General features: G+C 65.0%; 15 protein-coding genes and 1 tRNA gene. 13 read left to right on the top strand and 3 right to left on the bottom strand.

Features of this window, described 5'->3' with window-relative positions:
* Positions 1-6: 6 nt before the first annotated feature.
* Positions 7-1,008, bottom strand: a complete 1,002-nt coding sequence (locus VNM24_08650) for a hypothetical protein (GenBank protein ID HWQ38659.1) — start codon at positions 1,006-1,008, stop codon at positions 7-9.
* A gap of 111 nt (positions 1,009-1,119) precedes the next feature.
* On the opposite strand from VNM24_08650, the gene VNM24_08645 reads away from it, so the two are divergent.
* The gene (locus VNM24_08645; GenBank protein HWQ38658.1) at positions 1,120-2,367 is read left to right on the top strand and encodes a lipoprotein-releasing ABC transporter permease subunit; all 1,248 of its coding nucleotides are present in this window, start codon (positions 1,120-1,122) and stop codon (positions 2,365-2,367) included.
* A gap of 11 nt (positions 2,368-2,378) precedes the next feature.
* Positions 2,379-3,107, top strand: a complete 729-nt coding sequence (lolD, locus tag VNM24_08640) for a lipoprotein-releasing ABC transporter ATP-binding protein LolD (protein HWQ38657.1) — start codon at positions 2,379-2,381, stop codon at positions 3,105-3,107.
* Here the strand turns inward: lolD and VNM24_08635 are convergent.
* Both VNM24_08635 and VNM24_08630 read right to left on the bottom strand, forming a co-directional pair.
* Positions 3,104-3,778, bottom strand: a complete 675-nt coding sequence (locus VNM24_08635; GenBank protein ID HWQ38656.1) for a DNA-3-methyladenine glycosylase 2 family protein — start codon at positions 3,776-3,778, stop codon at positions 3,104-3,106. The genes lolD and VNM24_08635 overlap by 4 nt on opposite strands.
* Before the next feature lie 95 nt (positions 3,779-3,873).
* Positions 3,874-4,434, bottom strand: a complete 561-nt coding sequence (locus tag VNM24_08630; protein HWQ38655.1) for a DUF2062 domain-containing protein — start codon at positions 4,432-4,434, stop codon at positions 3,874-3,876.
* Between the two features lie 27 nt (positions 4,435-4,461).
* Here VNM24_08630 and VNM24_08625 point away from each other — a divergent pair, with 27 nt between their 5' ends.
* The 11 genes from VNM24_08625 to VNM24_08575 all read left to right on the top strand — a co-directional run bounded on the left by VNM24_08625 (position 4,462) and on the right by VNM24_08575 (position 16,603).
* Positions 4,462-6,810 (top strand): DNA internalization-related competence protein ComEC/Rec2, encoded by a 2,349-nt coding sequence (locus VNM24_08625; protein ID HWQ38654.1) that lies wholly within the window; start codon positions 4,462-4,464, stop codon positions 6,808-6,810.
* A 13-nt stretch (positions 6,811-6,823) separates the two neighbouring features.
* Positions 6,824-9,010: a bifunctional (p)ppGpp synthetase/guanosine-3',5'-bis(diphosphate) 3'-pyrophosphohydrolase gene (locus VNM24_08620; protein HWQ38653.1), complete on the top strand. Its 2,187-nt coding sequence runs from the start codon at positions 6,824-6,826 to the stop codon at positions 9,008-9,010.
* A gap of 54 nt (positions 9,011-9,064) precedes the next feature.
* Positions 9,065-9,141 (top strand) — tRNA-Val (locus VNM24_08615).
* Positions 9,142-9,283: 142 nt separating this feature from the next.
* Positions 9,284-11,194 (top strand): threonine--tRNA ligase, encoded by a 1,911-nt coding sequence (thrS, locus tag VNM24_08610; protein ID HWQ38652.1) that lies wholly within the window; start codon positions 9,284-9,286, stop codon positions 11,192-11,194.
* Positions 11,195-11,223: 29 nt separating this feature from the next.
* Positions 11,224-11,745 (top strand): translation initiation factor IF-3, encoded by a 522-nt coding sequence (gene infC, locus VNM24_08605; GenBank protein HWQ38651.1) that lies wholly within the window; start codon positions 11,224-11,226, stop codon positions 11,743-11,745.
* A gap of 138 nt (positions 11,746-11,883) precedes the next feature.
* On the top strand, positions 11,884-12,081 hold the full coding sequence (rpmI, locus tag VNM24_08600; GenBank protein ID HWQ38650.1) for a 50S ribosomal protein L35: 198 nt from the start codon (positions 11,884-11,886) through the stop codon (positions 12,079-12,081).
* Between the two features lie 12 nt (positions 12,082-12,093).
* Complete coding sequence (gene rplT, locus VNM24_08595; protein ID HWQ38649.1) at positions 12,094-12,453, top strand: 50S ribosomal protein L20; 360 nt, start codon at positions 12,094-12,096, stop codon at positions 12,451-12,453.
* Between the two features lie 52 nt (positions 12,454-12,505).
* Positions 12,506-13,522 carry a phenylalanine--tRNA ligase subunit alpha gene (pheS, locus tag VNM24_08590; GenBank protein HWQ38648.1) on the top strand — a complete coding sequence of 339 codons (1,017 nt, stop codon included), beginning with the start codon at positions 12,506-12,508 and terminating at the stop codon, positions 13,520-13,522.
* Between the two features lie 2 nt (positions 13,523-13,524).
* Complete coding sequence (pheT, locus tag VNM24_08585; protein ID HWQ38647.1) at positions 13,525-15,921, top strand: phenylalanine--tRNA ligase subunit beta; 2,397 nt, start codon at positions 13,525-13,527, stop codon at positions 15,919-15,921.
* A 9-nt stretch (positions 15,922-15,930) separates the two neighbouring features.
* Entirely contained in the window at positions 15,931-16,263 is a 333-nt protein-coding gene (locus tag VNM24_08580) for an integration host factor subunit alpha (protein HWQ38646.1), read from the top strand.
* Positions 16,217-16,603, top strand: coding sequence for a MerR family transcriptional regulator (locus VNM24_08575; protein ID HWQ38645.1), 387 nt, complete (start codon positions 16,217-16,219; stop codon positions 16,601-16,603). The genes VNM24_08580 and VNM24_08575 overlap by 47 nt, the downstream gene beginning before the upstream one ends.
* The last annotated feature ends 45 nt before the right edge of the window (positions 16,604-16,648 follow it).

Genomic DNA, 16,648 nt, shown 5'->3' with positions numbered 1-16,648 from the left:
TGCTGGTCACCGGAGACGGGAATGCGCTCGAGCGGCTGCCGGTCCGCGCAACGCCTCCCAGAATCGCCAGAAGGCGCCGCGGGTGAGCGAATGGTCGATCAGCCCGGTTGCGTCCGCCCATAGCAGGTGCACCTGGTCCAAGCTGCGGTACTTCAACGCCTGCAAGGCCGGCTGGAGCCAGTCATGCGCGATCGCCGCGACTGCTTGGTGCAAGGGTCCGGCGGCGGCTCCGACCACGAGCGCAGATCCCCGCGGCAGGGTTTGGAGGCGCTCGATCAGCTGCGCCGCGTCGGCGAACATTTCGACTCCCGCTGCCTTGCACAGGGCGGTTACCAGACGGTCGTCAGCAGCGGCAAGGCTATCGGTCGGCTGCAATGCCACTTCGGAGACCGACCCGCCACCCCACAGATGGACACTGTTGATCGGAAGCTCGCCGCGCGCTTCCCGGGCGGCGTTGACCGGATGCGCGTGCAACAGCATCTGGGCCTCGGTCAGGAAAGCGTTCCAGCGCGGCGCATCGCGGCCGCGCACGGTGACAAGGCGCGTGTTGCCCGCGGCGTCCAGCGGAGCGGTATCCAGCGCGATCGAGCCAGGGGCGTTGATCAGCCAGCGGTCGCGTTCGAAGGCCACGACACGCACGCCGCAGCGTGCGAAGTGCTGGTCGAGCGCGGATACCAGGGCGGCGCTCTGCGCATCGGTCAAAGCCAGCACCGCCGCTGGCACCACCTTGATCCCGGACGGTCGAATTTCGACATGCACGGGATCGGCGCACAGCCAGGCCGGATGTCGGCCGGCCTGGCCGGCAGCATTGGCAAGGATCGGCGCGATGGACCAGTCGGGGCCGCGCGCGAGCCCGAAACGCTGGCACAGCCAGGAGGTCGCGTCGACCGGGAAAGGTCGGCTCGAGCGGCCGCGAGCAACGATGAAACCGACCCCTGCCGGCAGCGCCTCCGATCCGGTTCGATCGTGAAACGGCGCTTGGCGGACCAGCAGCGTCAGTGTGCGCACGGCGTCGGGTTGCAGAAGCGCGCGAAGTTTAGCATCGGCGCTTAGTCAGAAGGCGCGGGATATGGCAGACTTCAACGCCCAAATGAAAACCTCCGGTGGCGTGGCTTGCTGATGCAGGGCCGATACGAGCTGTTCATTGGCCTGCGTTATGCCTGGGCCAAGCGCCGCAATCACTTCATCTCCTTCATTTCCATCACGTCGATGCTCGGCATCGGGCTGGGCGTGGCGGCGCTGATCGTGGTGCTGTCGGTCATGAACGGATTCCAGAAGGAGCTGCGCGCCCGCATCCTGGGCGTGGCCGCGCATGTGCAGATCGTCGGCCTGGGCGGATCCTTGCGAGACTGGCCACGGCTCGCGCAACAGGCTACGCGCAACCCTGAGGTGGTCGCGGCCGCGCCTTACGTCATGGCCCAGGGGCTGCTCTCGCATCGCCGGTCGGTGCAGGGCACGATGGTGCGGGGCATCCTCCCGGAGAACGAAGACAACGTCGCCGACGTGGGCCGGCACATGAAGGAAGGCCGCCTGGAAGCGCTGCGCCCCGGCGAGTTCGGCATCGTCCTGGGCAGCGAACTGGCGGGCGCGCTGGGCGCGGGACTTGGCGACCGGGTCGTGGCGATCACGCCCCAGGGTCAGGTGACGCCGGCCGGGGTCCTGCCGCGGCTGCGTCAGTTCACGGTCGTGGGCGTGTTCGAGGTCGGGATGTACGAGTATGACGCTGGGCTGGCGTTCATTCATCTGGCGGACGCACAGCGCCTCTATCGGCTCGGCGACGCGGTGAGCGGCATCCGATTGAAGCTCGTGGAGCTGTTCGATGCCCCGCGCGTGGCGCGGGAGCTGGCGAAGAGCATCGACGAGGACGTCTATGTCACCGACTGGACGCGCAGCCACGCGAATTTTTTTCGCGCCGTTCAGATCGAGAAGCGGGTGATGTTCATCATCCTGCTGCTGATCGTGGCCGTGGCCGCCTTCAACATCGTCTCCACGCTGGTGATGGCCGTCACCGACAAGCGAGCCGACATCGCCATTCTGCGCACCCTGGGTTCCGCGCCCGCCGACATCATGAGGATCTTCGTGATCCAGGGCGCGCTGATCGGCGTGATCGGGACGCTGGGCGGCGTGCTGCTGGGCGTGGCCGTCGCCCTGAACATCGACGTGATCGTGCCCGCCATCGAGCACGCGTTCGGCGTCCAGTTTCTGGCCAAGGACGTGTACTACATCAGCGATCTGCCTTCCGATCTGCAGCTGCGCGACGTCGTCACTATCGCGACCACCGCTTTTGGGCTGAGTCTGGCGGCGACGATCTATCCGAGCCTTCGGGCGGCGAGCGTCAACCCGGCCGAAGCGCTGCGCTACGAATAGTGCGACCACGGATGCAAACCGTGCTGAGCTGCCAGGACCTGCGCAAGACCTACCGTCAGGGAGATTACGCCGTCCCGGTCCTGCTCGGTGTCGACCTTGCGGTGAAGCCGGGTGAAACGATCGCCATCGTCGGTGCCTCGGGATCCGGCAAGAGCACGCTGTTGCATCTGCTCGGCGGGCTGGATGCGCCGACCGGCGGCCGCGTGTGGCTGCTCGACGAGGATCTTTTCCGGCTCTCGGAGCGCAAACGCGGCGAGTTGCGCAACCGCGGCCTCGGTTTCGTCTATCAGTTCCATCATCTCCTGCCGGAGTTCACTGCGCTTGAGAACGTGGCGATGCCTCTGCTGATCCGGCGCATCCCGCCCGGGGAAGCCATGCGACGCGCCTCGGACATTCTGCAACGGGTGGGACTCGGCGGGCGTGTCAGGCACACCCCCGGCGAGCTTTCCGGTGGCGAACGCCAGCGCGCGGCGCTCGCACGGGCGCTGGTCACGGCGCCGGCCTGCGTGCTCGCTGACGAACCCACCGGCAACCTTGACCGGCATACTGCGGAGGGGGTGCTCGATCTGATGCTGCGGTTGAACACCGACTTCGGCACCAGCTTCGTCGTCGTGACGCACAGCCCCGAGATCGCGCGGCGGATGCAAAGGGTGCTGCGTCTGGAGGACGGGATTTTGCAACAGGAGGCCGCGTCGAAGCCGGAGTCGCCGCGCATGCCCGGCCGCGCCCCCGGAATCTAGCTCCGGCGCTGCGCGGGGATCGGGTCCAAGCTGCGCCAAAGATACCAGGTGCCGACCGTGCGCCAGGGCTGCCAGGCGGCGGCGACCTGACGCATCTTGAGCTTGGACAGTGGCCTTCCGTTGTTGTAATGCAGGCTCATCGCGCGCTGCAGGCCGATATCGTCGACCGGCAGAATGTCGGGGCGCATCATGAAGAAGATGAGAAACATCTCCGCGGTCCAGCGGCCGATTCCCTTGACTTTGGTCAGTTGCTCGATGAGCCGTTCGTCGTCCTGCTCGTCCCAGCGCGCGGCGTCCAGCGACCCGTTCAGGAAGTGTTCGGCGAGATCGATCAGATAACTCGATTTCTTGCTCGACAATCCGCAAGCTTGCAGCCGCACCGGGTCCATCCGCGCGATGGCCGCCGGTCCCAGAACGCCGACGGATTCGAGGAGTTTCTGCCAGACGCTCTCGGCGGCCTGCACCGAGATCTCGTGGCCCACGATGGAACGGGCCAGGGTGACGAATGCGTCGCCGCGGCTTTCCAGGCGCGGCCCATCATGGTTGCGGATCAATACGCGCAGCACGGCATCGCGCGCGGAAAGCTCCGTCGTGGCGCGAGACCAGTAGGAAGGGGTCATGATCGCGAAGCGTCCGATCGGGTAGCGTACCGATGCCGCCGCGAACTCCATCGCGCGCGGAAGGGGCGAAGTATACAGTTCAAGGGCGCGGTACAGCGTAGGGCGGCAAACACTGCGCGACTGTCCAGGCCCGCGGCCACCTCCTCTCAGCGTCTGAGCGTTCCGGGCCGGGCGCGATGGCGCCTGCGCCAGCTCCACCAGACGTGCAGTCGCCACGCGGCCATCACCGCGACGTAGCCGGTGACCGCAAGGAGGGTGGCGAGCAGGAACAGCCCGAAGAGGAACGGCTTGCCCATCGCGCCCATCCAGGAGACCAGTGCCGGAATCCAGTCGCGCAACGGCAGATCGAACAGGTCGATCTGATCCTGGGGCAGGGCGGAGCCGTCGTGGCCCAGGACAAGGGAACCAAGGCGATAGGCCACAAAATAAAGCGGCACGATCGTTAAGGGATTGGTGTAGAAGGTCACCACCGCCGCGACCGGGAGATTGACGCGCAGCACGATCGCCAGCAGGGCTGCGGAGAGGATCTGGAAAGGGCCGGGAATCAGCCCAGCGAACAGACCCACGGCGACACCGCCGGCGACCGACCGGCGGTTCAGGTGCCACAGGTTGTGGTGATGCACGGCGGTGCCAAAAAACCGCAGCCAGCGATGCTGGCGCATGCTCTCGTGGCTGGGAAGATACTTGCGGAACAGTTTGCGCGGCATCGAACAGCGGCATCTTACCGGAACTCCATGATCACACTCTTGTTTGCCTCCGCGTTCGCGCTCGGGTGCTGGTGGTTACTGCAGCAGCCAATCCTGCCTTCCTGGTCGGGCATCGCCGCGTTGCCGCCGCTCGTGCTGTTGGGAATGTTCGCCCAGCGTCGCGCACTGTCGCTGGTGGCGGCTGCGAGCGCGGCCGCCGCCTGCGCGCTCGCCGGATTTCACTGGGCGGCGGCGGTCGCGCACTGGAAACTGCAGTCGGGGCTGCCGCCATGGTGGGAAGGCCGGGATGTTCGAATCGAAGGCGTCGTGGCCGACCTGCCGCAACGATCCGCGCGCGGCAGCCGGATCCGCTTCGACGTGGAGAAAGTCCTCACGCCGGGCGCGATCGTGCCGCGTAGCGTGATCCTGAACTGGTACGACGAGCGAAGCGGCGCATTGCCGGCACAGCGCGAGCTGCACGCAGGGCAGCGCTGGCAATTGACCGTCCGCTTGCAGAGGCCGCACGGAAACTACAATCCCCACGGATTCGATCTCGAACGCTGGTTGCTCGAGCGCGGCATAAGAGCTACCGGTTACGTGCGCGCCAGCCCGCACCCCAATGCGCTGGGCGAGTCACGTGCTTCGCCGCGCCATCTGATCGCCCGGACACGCGAGCGCGTACGGCAGCGGCTGTTCGATGCCCTGGGCGAGGCGCCATATCGCGGGCTCATCGTCGCCTTGGCGGTCGGTGACCAGCAAGCGATTCCGTCCCCGCAGTGGACCCTGTTTACGCGGACCGGGGTCAATCACCTGATGAGCATTTCGGGTCTGCATATCACGATGGTGGCGAGCCTGCTGTTCGTCGCCGTCGCGGCGATCTGGCGTCGAACCGGTCGGCTGGCGGCCCGGATTCCGGTGGTGCGCGCGGCCACGGCCGTGGGCCTGCTCGGGGCGCTAGGTTATGCGCTGCTGGCAGGTTTCGCCGTTCCGGCGCAGCGCACGGTCTACATGCTCGCCGTGATCGCAATCGCGCTGTGGAGCGGCTGGCGCTGGCCCGCAGCCAGCGTGCTGGGCGTTGCCCTGGTCTTGGTCGTGGCGATCGACCCCTGGGCCGCGGCATCGGCCGGCTTCTGGCTGTCCTTCGGGGCGGTAGCCGCCCTGACACTCGTCGGCAGTGGCCGTCTTCGGCCCACGGGGGTGCTGCGCGCCTGGGGCCGGGCCCAATGGGCGGTCAGCGTGGCGCTCGTCCCGCTGCTCATTGCCTTGTTTCAGCAGGTCTCGGTCATCTCGCCCCTGGCCAACGCTGCAGCCATTCCTCTCATCAGCCTGATCGTCGTGCCGCTCGCGCTCGCCTTCATCGTTGTGCCGCTGGATCTTCTGGCACAGGGGGCCCACGCGGTGGCGGGAGTGTGCGTCGCGATGCTGCAGTGGCTGGCCTCGATGCCGGGAGCCGCGTGGCAGCAGCATGCGCCGCCGCCGTGGGCCGTGGCGGCGGCACTACTTGGCGCCGGCTGGCTGCTGCTGCCACGCGGATTCCCCTCGAGATGGGTGGGCGCTGTGGCGATGCTGCCGCTGTTTCTGACGCGACCTGCCGGTCCTGCCCACGACGAAGTGTGGATCACAGCGCTCGACGTGGGACAAGGGCTCGCGGTTGTCGTGCGCACGGCCAACCGCGCACTGCTGTTCGACGCAGGCCCGGCATATCCGGGGGGCAGCGACGCGGGCGAACGGGTCGTGATCCCGTATTTGCGCGGCGAAGGGGTGCGCGCCCTGGACGCCTTGATCGTGAGCCATGACGACACGGACCACGCCGGGGGTGCGAGTTCGGTCCTGTCCGCGATGCCGGTCGCACTGACGTTGTCCTCGCTGCCGACGACGCATCCGATCAACATCGCGTCGCATACCGCTTCGCGCTGCGCGGCCGGTCAGACCTGGCGATGGGGAGCGACCACCTTCGAGATTCTTCACCCGCAGGCACACAGCTATAATCGGCCGCAACTGAAAGATAACGACCGCAGCTGTGTGCTGCGCGTCATCACGCCCTACGGCGCCGTGCTGATCGCGGGCGACATCGAACAACGTTCCGAGCGCGAACTCCTTGCGCATTTGCCTGCGCGCTTGTCAGCTGCGATCCTGGTCGCGCCTCATCACGGCAGCAGAACCTCCTCCGGTGCCGATTTCGTAGAGGCCGTGGGTGCGCGGCACGTAGTGTTCTGCGCCGGCTATCGGAACCGCTTCGGCCATCCCCACCCGCTCGTCGCGGCCCGCTATCGTGCTGCTGGGGCAAATCTGCTGCGCACCGACGTCTCCGGAGCGGTGACCTTCAGGCTGCGACCGGACGGGACCGCTGTGGAACAGTGGCGGCTGGCGTACTCGCGCTTCTGGCATGGGCTCTGAGAGAGTCAAGGGTATGGGTGGGACAGCTGAAATCGAATGCGGCGCGCAGCCGCAGCCCTGGTTGCAGGCCCTGGTGGAGCGCCTTCCTGCCCGCGAGCGCGACCTTGTTGCACGAGCGCTCGACTGGGCGGCGGCTGCCTACGCCGGCCGCATCCATCCCTGCGGTGAGTCCTGGCTCGACCATGCGCGCGGCACGGCGAGCGCGCTGGGTGTCCTGCGCATGGACGGCGAAGCGCTCGCCGCGGCGTTGCTGCTGGGCGCCGAGCTTGCGGATCCCGCGACCCGCGAGGCGCTCGCCAGGCGCCTCGGCCAGCCGGTCGTCGTTCTGGTCCAAGGTGTCCACAGCATGGCGCCGATTCAGGCTCTGCGCGGCAGAGCCGATGCCTTGGCACGCTCCGCGGACAAGTCCGCGCAACTGGAGGCGTTGCGCAAGATGCTGCTTGCCATGGTGCAGGACATCCGCGTCGTGCTGATCAAGCTCGCAGATCAGGTGCAGACCCTGCGTTACGTCGCGGTGCACGCGGACGCATACCAGCGGGCGCAAGCGGCGCAGGATACCTTCGAGCTGCTTGCGCCGCTGGCCAATCGCTTGGGCGTGTGGCAGCTCAAATGGGAGCTGGAAGACCTGGCGTTCCGCTGTCAAGAGCCCGAGACTTACAAAAGTATCGCGCGCGGGCTCGACGAGAAGCGGGCCGATCGGGAAGCCTATATCACGCGCGTCATCCGGGTCCTGCGCGAACAGCTAGCCGCTGGGGGCATCGCGGCCGAGGTGAGCGGGCGACCGAAACACATCTTCAGCATCTACAAGAAGATGATGCGCAAGGGTGTGGCGCTGGACCAGCTCTCCGACGTGCGTGCCGTACGCGTGCTGGTCGACGACGTCAAGGACTGCTACACCGCGCTGGGCATCGTGCACAACCTGTGGAGCCCCGTGCCGGGAGAGTTTGACGACTACATCGCGAAGCCCAAAGCCAACGATTACCGCTCGCTGCACACCGCTGTAGTCGGTCCGGAGGACAAGATTCTGGAGGTGCAGATCCGGACGCACGAGATGCATCAGCACGCCGAGCTGGGCGTGGCGGCGCACTGGCGCTACAAGGAATCGGCCGGCGTCGACGCGCGCTTCGACCGCAGGCTGTCGTGGCTGCGCAGGATTCTCGACTGGCGCGAGGAACTGTCCGATGCCGGGGAACTGGCGGAGTCGTTCAAGACCGAGCTGTTCGAAGACTCGGTCTACGTGCTTACGCCGGCGGGACGCGTGATCGATCTGCCGAAAGGCGCCACGCCGATCGATTTCGCCTACCACGTGCACACCGAGCTGGGACACCGCTGCCGCGGCGCCAAAGTCAACGGCCAGATGGTCCCACTGCACTACCAGTTGTCCAACGGAGAAGTGGTCGAGATTGTGGCCGCCAAGGAAGGGGGGCCATCGCGCGACTGGCTCAATCCCGAGCTGGGCTTCATCCGCAGCGGCAGAGCGCGGGCAAAGGTGCGCCAGTGGTTCAACAGCCGCGAGCATGCACAAGCGTTGGCCGCAGGGCGCATTGCGCTCGAGAAGGAGCTGGCCCGCCTCGGGCGCATCCACACGGGACTGGAGGAACTGGCAGCGGCGCTGAAATTTGGCAGCGTGGAGGAACTGTTTCTCGCCCAGTCGCGCGGCGAGATCAGCGCGCGCAGCCTGCAGAACGCGCTAAAGAGCCCGGGGGCCGCAGTAGCCCCAGCGGCACAAGTGATGCCGCTGGCGGGACTCCCGGCGCGGCAGCCTGCCTCTGGCATCCTGCTGGTGGGGGTAGACAAGCTGCTCACGCAACTGGCGCGCTGCTGCAAGCCTGCGCCGCCCGATCCGATCATCGGCTTCGTCACCCGTGGGCGCGGCGTGACGGTCCATCGAGTCGCCTGCAGCAACGTGGCGCAGCTGCCGGCGGAACGGCTCATTGCCGCGCAATGGGGACGGCGCGATTCGTCCACGCGCTTCGCGGTGGACGTGGAGGTACTCGGTAGTGGCCATCCGAATCTCATGCGCGACGTGCTCGACATAATGTCGCGGGAAAAGGTGCGGGTACTGTCCAGCAACTCCCAGGTACGCGATCTCTCCGCACGCCTGCTGTTGACGCTGGAAGTCGAAGGCGTGACACAGCTGGAGTTGCTGCTGAAGCAGATCCGCGCGCTGCCAGGCGTAAACGGCGCGCAGCGACGCTAGCACGCGGCCTGGTTTGAAGCGGAGAGCCGATTCGGCTAGAATCGGCCGCTCCAAAGGCGCGTAGCTCAGCTGGTTAGAGCATCACCTTGACATGGTGGGGGTCGTTGGTTCGAGTCCAATCGCGCCTACCAGGACTGCGGGGCAGAGTAGATGGCCTTCTTGAAAGCGCTCACGACCAACGGCCGACAGGGCGGATGAGCCGGTTTTTCTGCCTCAGAAGAAAGTGCGGCTCTGCCGCACTTTTTTTTTGGATTCGACACAACTTGAAGAGCAATGCCCAATGTTCGCCTCCCCGACGGCTCGGTAAAGTCGTTCGATAAGCCGATGACAGTGGAAGCGATCGCGGCCGCGATCGGCCCGGGACTGGCACGTGCCGCTGTAGCAGGGCGGGTGGACGGCAAGCTGGTCGACACCGCCTTCGTGGTGGACCGCGACGCCGAAGTGGCGATCGTCACCGCGGATGAAAAAGACGGTCTCGAGATCATCCGCCACTCCACGGCACACCTGCTGGCTCATGCGGTGAAGGAGCTGTTTCCCGATGCGCAGGTCACGATCGGTCCGGTCATCGAGGACGGTTTCTACTACGATTTTGCGTACCGGCGGCCGTTCACACCCGAGGATCTCGCGGCGATCGAGAAAAGAATGGCCGAGATCGCCAGGCGCGACTACCGGATCGAGCGTCAGGTCATCGATCGCAGGGCGGCAATCGAGCTGTTCAGAAAGCAGGGTGAGCACTACAAGGCGCAGATCGTCGAGGCCATTCCGGAGGGCGAGCCGATCTCGCTCTACGGGCAGGGCGGTTTCGTCGATCTGTGTCGCGGACCGCATGTGCCTTCCACCGGCAAGCTGAAGACTTTCAAGCTGCTTAAGGTGGCCGGAGCCTACTGGCGCGGCGATTCGCGCAACGAAATGCTGCAACGGATCTACGGTACCGCCTGGGCCAGAAAAGAGGATCTCGACGCCTACCTGTTCAGACTCGAGGAGGCCGAGAAACGCGACCACCGCAAGCTGGGCCGGCAACTGGACCTGTTCCACACCCAGGACGAAGCGCCGGGAATGGTGTTCTGGCACCCCAAGGGCTGGACCATCTGGCAGCAGGTCGAGCAGTACATGCGCGCCGTCTACCGCGACAACGGATATCAGGAAGTACGCTGCCCGCAGATTCTCGATGTGTCGCTCTGGCAGCGCTCGGGACATTGGGACAATTTCCGCGAGAACATGTTCTTCACCTCGTCGGAAAACCGGGAATACGCCATCAAACCGATGAACTGCCCTGGCCACGTCCAGATCTTCAACAGCGGATTGCGCAGCTACCGGGATCTGCCGTTGCGCTATGGAGAATTCGGAAGCTGCCACCGCAACGAGCCCTCTGGCGCACTGCACGGCATCATGCGAGTGCGGGCCTTCACGCAGGACGACGGTCATATCTTCTGCACGCCGGCGCAGATCGAGTCAGAAGTGGTGGCCTTTCACCGGCTGGCGCTGAAGGTCTACGCCGATTTCGGCTTCAGCGACGTCACGATCAAGCTGGCGCTGCGCCCCGAAAGGCGGCTCGGCTCCGATGCGGTATGGGACCAGGCAGAAAGCGCTCTACGCCAAGCACTTGGAAGCTGCGGTGTACAGTGGCAGGAGCTGCCGGGTGAAGGTGCGTTCTATGGACCGAAGATCGAGTACCAACTGAAGGACAGCATCGGCAGGGCCTGGCAGTGCGGAACGATCCAGGTCGATTTCATGATGCCCGGCCGGCTCGGAGCCGAGTTCGTCGATGAAGACAACACGCGGAAGGTGCCGGTCATGCTTCATCGCGCCATCGTGGGCTCGCTGGAGCGATTCATCGGTATTCTTCTCGAGCACTACGCGGGGGCGCTGCCACTCTGGCTCGCTCCCCAGCAAGTGGTCGTCATGAACATCTCCGAACACCAGACAGCGTATGCGCAGGAAGTTGCCGCGGCCCTCGTCAAAGCCGGCCTCAGGGTTTTTGCCGACTTGAGGAACGAGAAAATAACCTATAAGATTCGGGAACATAGTTTGCAGAAGCTGCCATACCAGCTCATCGTGGGCGACAAGGAGATGGCAGCGCACACGGTCGCCGTGCGCACTCGGGGGGGTGACGATCTCGGGCAGATGCCGCTGGCTGATTTCATCACGCGGCTGAAATCCGAGCTCCCGGGCGGCGCGGCGTAATTTTTTTTTGGTACTAAGGAGACCTGCCTATAGCTCAGGAAAGAGAAGTCCGAATCAACCAAGAGATTACGGCGCCGGAAGTCCGGCTGATCGGCAAGGACGGTGAGCAGGTCGGCATCGTCCCGATCGAAAAGGCGCTGCAGCTTGCCGAGCAGCACGAGGTCGATTTGGTGGAAATCGCGCCGACCGCGAAGCCGCCGGTATGCCGGCTGATGGACTACGGCAAGTACAAGTACACCGAGGCCAAGAAGCGGCACGAGGCGAAGCTCAAGCAGAAGCAGATCCAGGTCAAGGAAATCAAGTTCCGGCCTGGAACCGACGAAGGTGACTACCAGATCAAGCTGCGCAACCTGATCCGATTCCTGGGCGAGGGCGACAAGGCTAAGGTCACGCTGCGCTTTCGCGGGCGCGAGATGGCGCACCAGGAGTTCGGGATCAAGCTCCTCGAGCGCGTCAAGGCGGACCTGGAACCCTATGGGCAGGTGGAACAGTTTCCCAAGCTGGAGGGCCGGCAGCTGGTCATGGTGCTGGCGCCCAAGAAGCACAAGTAGTTGCTAGTTGCGGGGCGATTCGCAGCAATGGGCGGGGCGATTCGCGGCGAACGGTTGACCGCCCTTCAGAAGTGGTGTCCGGGTAACGCAAGCGCCGCAAGGCCACCCGGCGCCAGGCCAGAACAGGAGTCAGTTGCTATGCCGAAATTGAAGACCAAGAGTGGCGCGGCCAAGCGCTTCAAGATTACGGGAAGCGGGCGCATCAAGCGCGCTCAGGCCAATCTACGTCACATCCTCACGAAGAAACCCACCAAGCGCAAGCGCCGGCTGCGCGGGACAACCGAAGTGTTTGCCGGCGACCGGCGCGCCGTGCGCGCGATGCTGCCGTACGCGTAGCGAGGGACAGCCATGCCAAGAGTCAAACGAGGGGTAACGACCCGTGCGCGTCACAAGCGCGTGCTGGAACAGGCCAAGGGCTTCAGGGGTCGGCGCAGCCGCACGTTCAAGGTTGCCAAGCAGGCGGTGATCAAGGCAGGCCAGTATGCGTATCGGGACCGGCGCGCGAAGAAGCGGGTATTCCGGGCGTTGTGGATTGTGCGGATCAACGCGGCAGCGCGCGAGCTTGGACTGTCATACAGCAGGCTCATGAACGGGCTGAGGAAGGCCGCGATCGACGTGGACCGCAAGGTGCTCGCCGACCTCGCCGTGGCCGATAAGGTCGCTTTCGAGAAGCTTGCACTGCAAGCAAAGGCGAGTCTGGGCGGCTGAACCGCGAGTCAGACCGGGAAGGAGGCTCGCGAGCCTCCTTTTTTGTTACACCATGGAGAATCTCGAGGATATCGTTGCCGAAGCGCGTGCCGCGTTCGAGGCGATCGACGAGCCAGCTGAGCTAGAGCAGGCCAAGGCGCGCTACCTGGGTCGGAGCGGCGTGATCACCGGGCTTCTCAAGAGTCTGGGCAAATTGCCAGCAGCGCAGCGCCCAGAGGCAGGAGCGCGCATCAATCAGGCGAAGGAAGCGGTCGAGCGGCTGCTCGCGGCACGGCGCGAGGCGATCCAGGCCGCACAGCTGTCGCGACGGCTGGCCGAGGAGTCCCTGGACGTGACGCTTCCCGGGCGCGGGCGCAGCCGAGGCGGCATCCATCCCGTCATGCGCACCTGGCAGCGCATCGAGCAGATATTCGGTTCCATCGGCTTCGATGTAGCGGATGGCCCGGAGATCGAGAGCGACTGGTACAACTTCACCGCCCTGAACCAGCCGGAGAATCATCCTGCGCGCTCGATGCACGACACCTTCTATGTCGACTGCATGGACGCGGACGGCAGGCCGCTACTGCTCCGCACGCACACCAGCCCGATGCAGGTGCGTTACGCGCGGATGCATTCTCCACCGATCAAGGTGATCGCGCCAGGACGCACCTACCGGGTCGATTCCGACGCCACCCATTCGCCGATGTTCCACCAGGTCGAGGGCCTGTGGATCGATGAAGACATCAGCTTTGCCGACCTGAAGGGCGTGTACACCGATTTCCTGCATCGGTTCTTCGAGACCGATGGGCTCGACGTGCGCTTCCGGCCGTCGTACTTCCCGTTCACCGAACCCTCGGCGGAGATCGACATGCGGTTCGACAGCGGACCTCTGGAAGGGCGCTGGCTGGAAATCTCGGGCGCTGGCCAGGTCCATCCAAACGTCGTGCGTAACTTCGGGCTGGATCCGGAGCGCTACATCGGCTTTGCGTTCGGTTCGGGGTTGGAGCGCTTGACCATGCTGCGCTACGGCATCGACGATCTGCGTTTGTTCTTCGATGGCGACTTGAGGTTTCTCAGGCAGTTTAGCTGACCATGCAGGTACCTGAAAGCTGGCTGCGAAGCATGGTCGATCCGCCGCTCTCGACTGCGCAGGTCGCGCATCTGCTCACGATGTCGGGCCTCGAGGTGGAATCGATCGAGCCGGTTGCGCCTGACTTCTCGGGCGTAGTCGTGGCGAAAGTCGTCTCGGTCGACAAGCACCCGAACGCCGACAAGCTGACGGTGTGCCAAGTCGATGACGGCGTTCGCTGCGTGACGGTGGTGTGCGGGGCGCCAAACGTCCGGCCGGGAATGAAGGCGCCCTTGGCGGTGGTGGGCGCTCTACTGCCGGGCGCAGGGGGCCAGCCGATCCGGATCGAGACCACCAAAGTCCGTGGTCTGGAAAGCACCGGGATGCTGTGTTCGGCCCGCGAGCTGGGGCTGTCGGAAGATCATGCGGGCTTGCTCGAACTGCCCGAAGAGGCTCCGGTAGGGCGAAACCTGCGTGAGGTGCTGGTGCTGGACGACCGCGTGCTCACCATCAAGCTAACGCCCAATCGCGCCGATTGCCTGAGCGTGCTGGGAGTGGCGCGCGAGCTGGCGGCGCTGAGCCGCTGCAGGCTCGCGCCGCCGGTGATCTCGCCGGTGCCGGCTGTTGGCCACTGGGCGCATCCGGTACGCATCACCCATCCGCAAGGCTGCGGCCGTTTCACCGGACGCGTCATCCGCAACGTCAATGCCCGGGCCGCGACGCCAATCTGGATGCGGCAGCGCTTGGAGCGAGCCGGTCAGCGCAGCATTTCGGCCTTGGTGGACGTCACCAACTACGTCATGCTGGAGCTGGGCCGGCCCTTGCACGTCTACGACCTGGATAAGCTCGAGGGACCGATCGACGTACGCTTCGGGCAGCGCGGCGAGCGGGTGCGGTTGCTCAACGAGCAGGAGGTGGAGCTCGACGAGTCGGTGCTCTGCATCGCCGACTCCTCCGGGGTGATCGGCCTGGCCGGAATCATGGGCGGTGAGTCCACCAAGGCGGATCTGGATACCGTGCACGTATTCCTCGAGGCGGCGTTCTTTTACCCTGCGGCGATCGCCGGTCGCGCGCGGCGCTGGAACCTGGCAAGCGACGCCTCGCACCGCTTTGAGCGCGGTGTGGATTTCCGCAGCAACGTCGACGGAATCGAGCGGGCCACGCGGCTGATCCTGGAGATCTGCGGAGGAGAGCCCGGGCCGGTCGTTGATCAGGTCGCTAGCCTGCCTGAACGGCTGCCAGTGCGCATGCGGCTGGAGCGCGCCCGAAAGGTGCTCGGCATAGCGGTCTCGCGCCAGGAGGCGGCTGACATCTTCGAGCGGCTTTCGCTGCCATTCACGGTCCAGGACGACGTGTTTGCGGTGACCCCGCCATCCTACCGTTTTGATCTGGAAATCGAGGAGGATCTCATCGAAGAGATCGCGCGCGTCTACGGCTTTGAACGGATCCCGGCACAACCCCCGCGAGGCCAGGCACGCATGCGCGCCACGGCGGAGGCGCAGCTGCCCCTGCACGCCTTGCGCGAGCGCCTGGCGGCATGCGACTACCAGGAAGTCATCAATTTCAGCTTCGTCGATGCGCAGTGGGAACGCGATTTTGCCGGCGAGGACCATCCGATCAGGGTCCTCAACCCGATCGCCAGCCAGCTGTCGGTCATGCGCTCATCCCTGATCGGATCCCTGGTCAATGCGCTCCGATACAACGTGGCGCGCAAGCTGCCGCGCGTCAGGATCTTCGAAATCGGGCGCGTGTTCCTTCGGGATCCTGGAAGCGGCGACGGGCCGTTGAAGGTCGCGGGACTGCGCCAGCCGCTGCGGGTGGCGGCGGCGGCTCTGGGTCCCGCGCTGGAGGCGCAATGGGGCGAGGCGGAGCGGCCGGTCGATTTTTACGACGTCAAGGCGGACCTGGAAGCGATGTTGGCGCCGCGAAAAGCACGCTTCGAGTCTGGGACCCATCCGGCGTTTCATCCGGGGCGTTGCGCGCGCGTGCTGCTCGATGGACATGCCGCCGGATGGATCGGGGAACTTCATCCCCGTTGGGTCCAGAAGTACGAGCTTCCCGCGCCCGCGGTGGTCTTCGAGGTCGAAGCTGAGGCGGCGCAACATCAGCCGGTTCCGCGTTACCGGGAAGTCTCCAAGTTCCCTCCGGTGCGCCGCGATCTCGCAGTGGAGGTGGATGAGCGCTACCCGGTCCAGGCTCTTCTGGATGCCATGCAGGCGCGCAGAACAGCGATCGTAGAGAGCATTTCGCTGTTCGACATGTACCGCGGGAAAGGTGTCGGTCCAGGGAAAAAAAGTCTTGCTTTCCGGGTGTTATTGCAAGATACTCAAAAAACTCTCACCGACGCGGAGGTGGACGCCGCGGTTGCGGGTCTACTTGAAGTCCTGGAGCAACAATACGGAGCAAAGCTCAGGCATTAAGGGGAAACCATGACGCTCACCAAAGCCGACTTGGCCGATCTTCTATTTGAAAAGGTCGGGCTGAACAAGCGCGAAGCCAAAGACATGGTTGAATCCTTCTTCGAGGAGGTGCGCCAGGCGCTGGAGCGCGGAGAAGGCGTCAAGCTGTCCGGCTTTGGCAATTTTCAACTGAGGGACAAACCGCAGCGCCCCGGACGCAACCCCAAGACCGGGGAGGAAATTCCGATCACGGCGCGGCGCGTCGTGACGTTTCATGCCAGCCAGAAACTCAAGGCGATGGTAGAGAAGAATTACCATGGAGAGCAGCACCAGCAGCAGTCACAGCAACAGCAGCAGCCGTAAGACGCAGCTGCCGCCGATCCCGGCCAAGCGCTACTTCACCATTGGTGAAGTCAGCGAGTTGTGCGGCGTCAAGCCCCATGTTCTCCGTTACTGGGAGCAGGAATTCACGCAGCTCAAGCCGGTCAAGCGGCGCGGCAACCGCCGTTACTATCAGCATCACGAAGTGCTGCTCATCCGCAGGATCCGCGAGTTGCTCTATGAGCAGGGTTTCACCATCAGCGGCGCGCGCGCGCGGCTCGACCAGAGCGCCGGCGACGACAAGCCGGGCGCTTCCCTGAAGCTCTCACCCGCGCAGCTGCGCAAGGAAATCCAGAGCGTGATCGAGCTGCTGGGCAGCTGAGCACCCTGCGCGCGAACGCTGGACTGCGGCTGATATAATCGCAAG

The sequence above is a fragment of the Burkholderiales bacterium genome (assembly GCA_035560005.1).
Taxonomy (GTDB): Bacteria; Pseudomonadota; Gammaproteobacteria; order Burkholderiales; family Eutrophovitaceae; genus DASRFY01.
This window is presented reverse-complemented; position numbering and strand designations above follow the sequence as displayed.

Coding starts and splice junctions, on each gene's coding strand:
- VNM24_08645 (HWQ38658.1), top strand. CDS start 1,120: ATGCAGGGCCGATACGAGCTGTTCATTGGCCTGCGTTATGCCTGGGCC.
- lolD (HWQ38657.1), top strand. CDS start 2,379: ATGCAAACCGTGCTGAGCTGCCAGGACCTGCGCAAGACCTACCGTCAG.
- VNM24_08635 (HWQ38656.1), bottom strand. CDS start 3,778: ATGGAGTTCGCGGCGGCATCGGTACGCTACCCGATCGGACGCTTCGCG.
- VNM24_08630 (HWQ38655.1), bottom strand. CDS start 4,434: ATGCCGCGCAAACTGTTCCGCAAGTATCTTCCCAGCCACGAGAGCATG.
- VNM24_08625 (HWQ38654.1), top strand. CDS start 4,462: ATGATCACACTCTTGTTTGCCTCCGCGTTCGCGCTCGGGTGCTGGTGG.
- VNM24_08620 (HWQ38653.1), top strand. CDS start 6,824: ATGGGTGGGACAGCTGAAATCGAATGCGGCGCGCAGCCGCAGCCCTGG.
- thrS (HWQ38652.1), top strand. CDS start 9,284: ATGCCCAATGTTCGCCTCCCCGACGGCTCGGTAAAGTCGTTCGATAAG.
- rpmI (HWQ38650.1), top strand. CDS start 11,884: ATGCCGAAATTGAAGACCAAGAGTGGCGCGGCCAAGCGCTTCAAGATT.
- rplT (HWQ38649.1), top strand. CDS start 12,094: ATGCCAAGAGTCAAACGAGGGGTAACGACCCGTGCGCGTCACAAGCGC.
- pheS (HWQ38648.1), top strand. CDS start 12,506: ATGGAGAATCTCGAGGATATCGTTGCCGAAGCGCGTGCCGCGTTCGAG.
- pheT (HWQ38647.1), top strand. CDS start 13,525: ATGCAGGTACCTGAAAGCTGGCTGCGAAGCATGGTCGATCCGCCGCTC.
- VNM24_08580 (HWQ38646.1), top strand. CDS start 15,931: ATGACGCTCACCAAAGCCGACTTGGCCGATCTTCTATTTGAAAAGGTC.
- VNM24_08575 (HWQ38645.1), top strand. CDS start 16,217: ATGGAGAGCAGCACCAGCAGCAGTCACAGCAACAGCAGCAGCCGTAAG.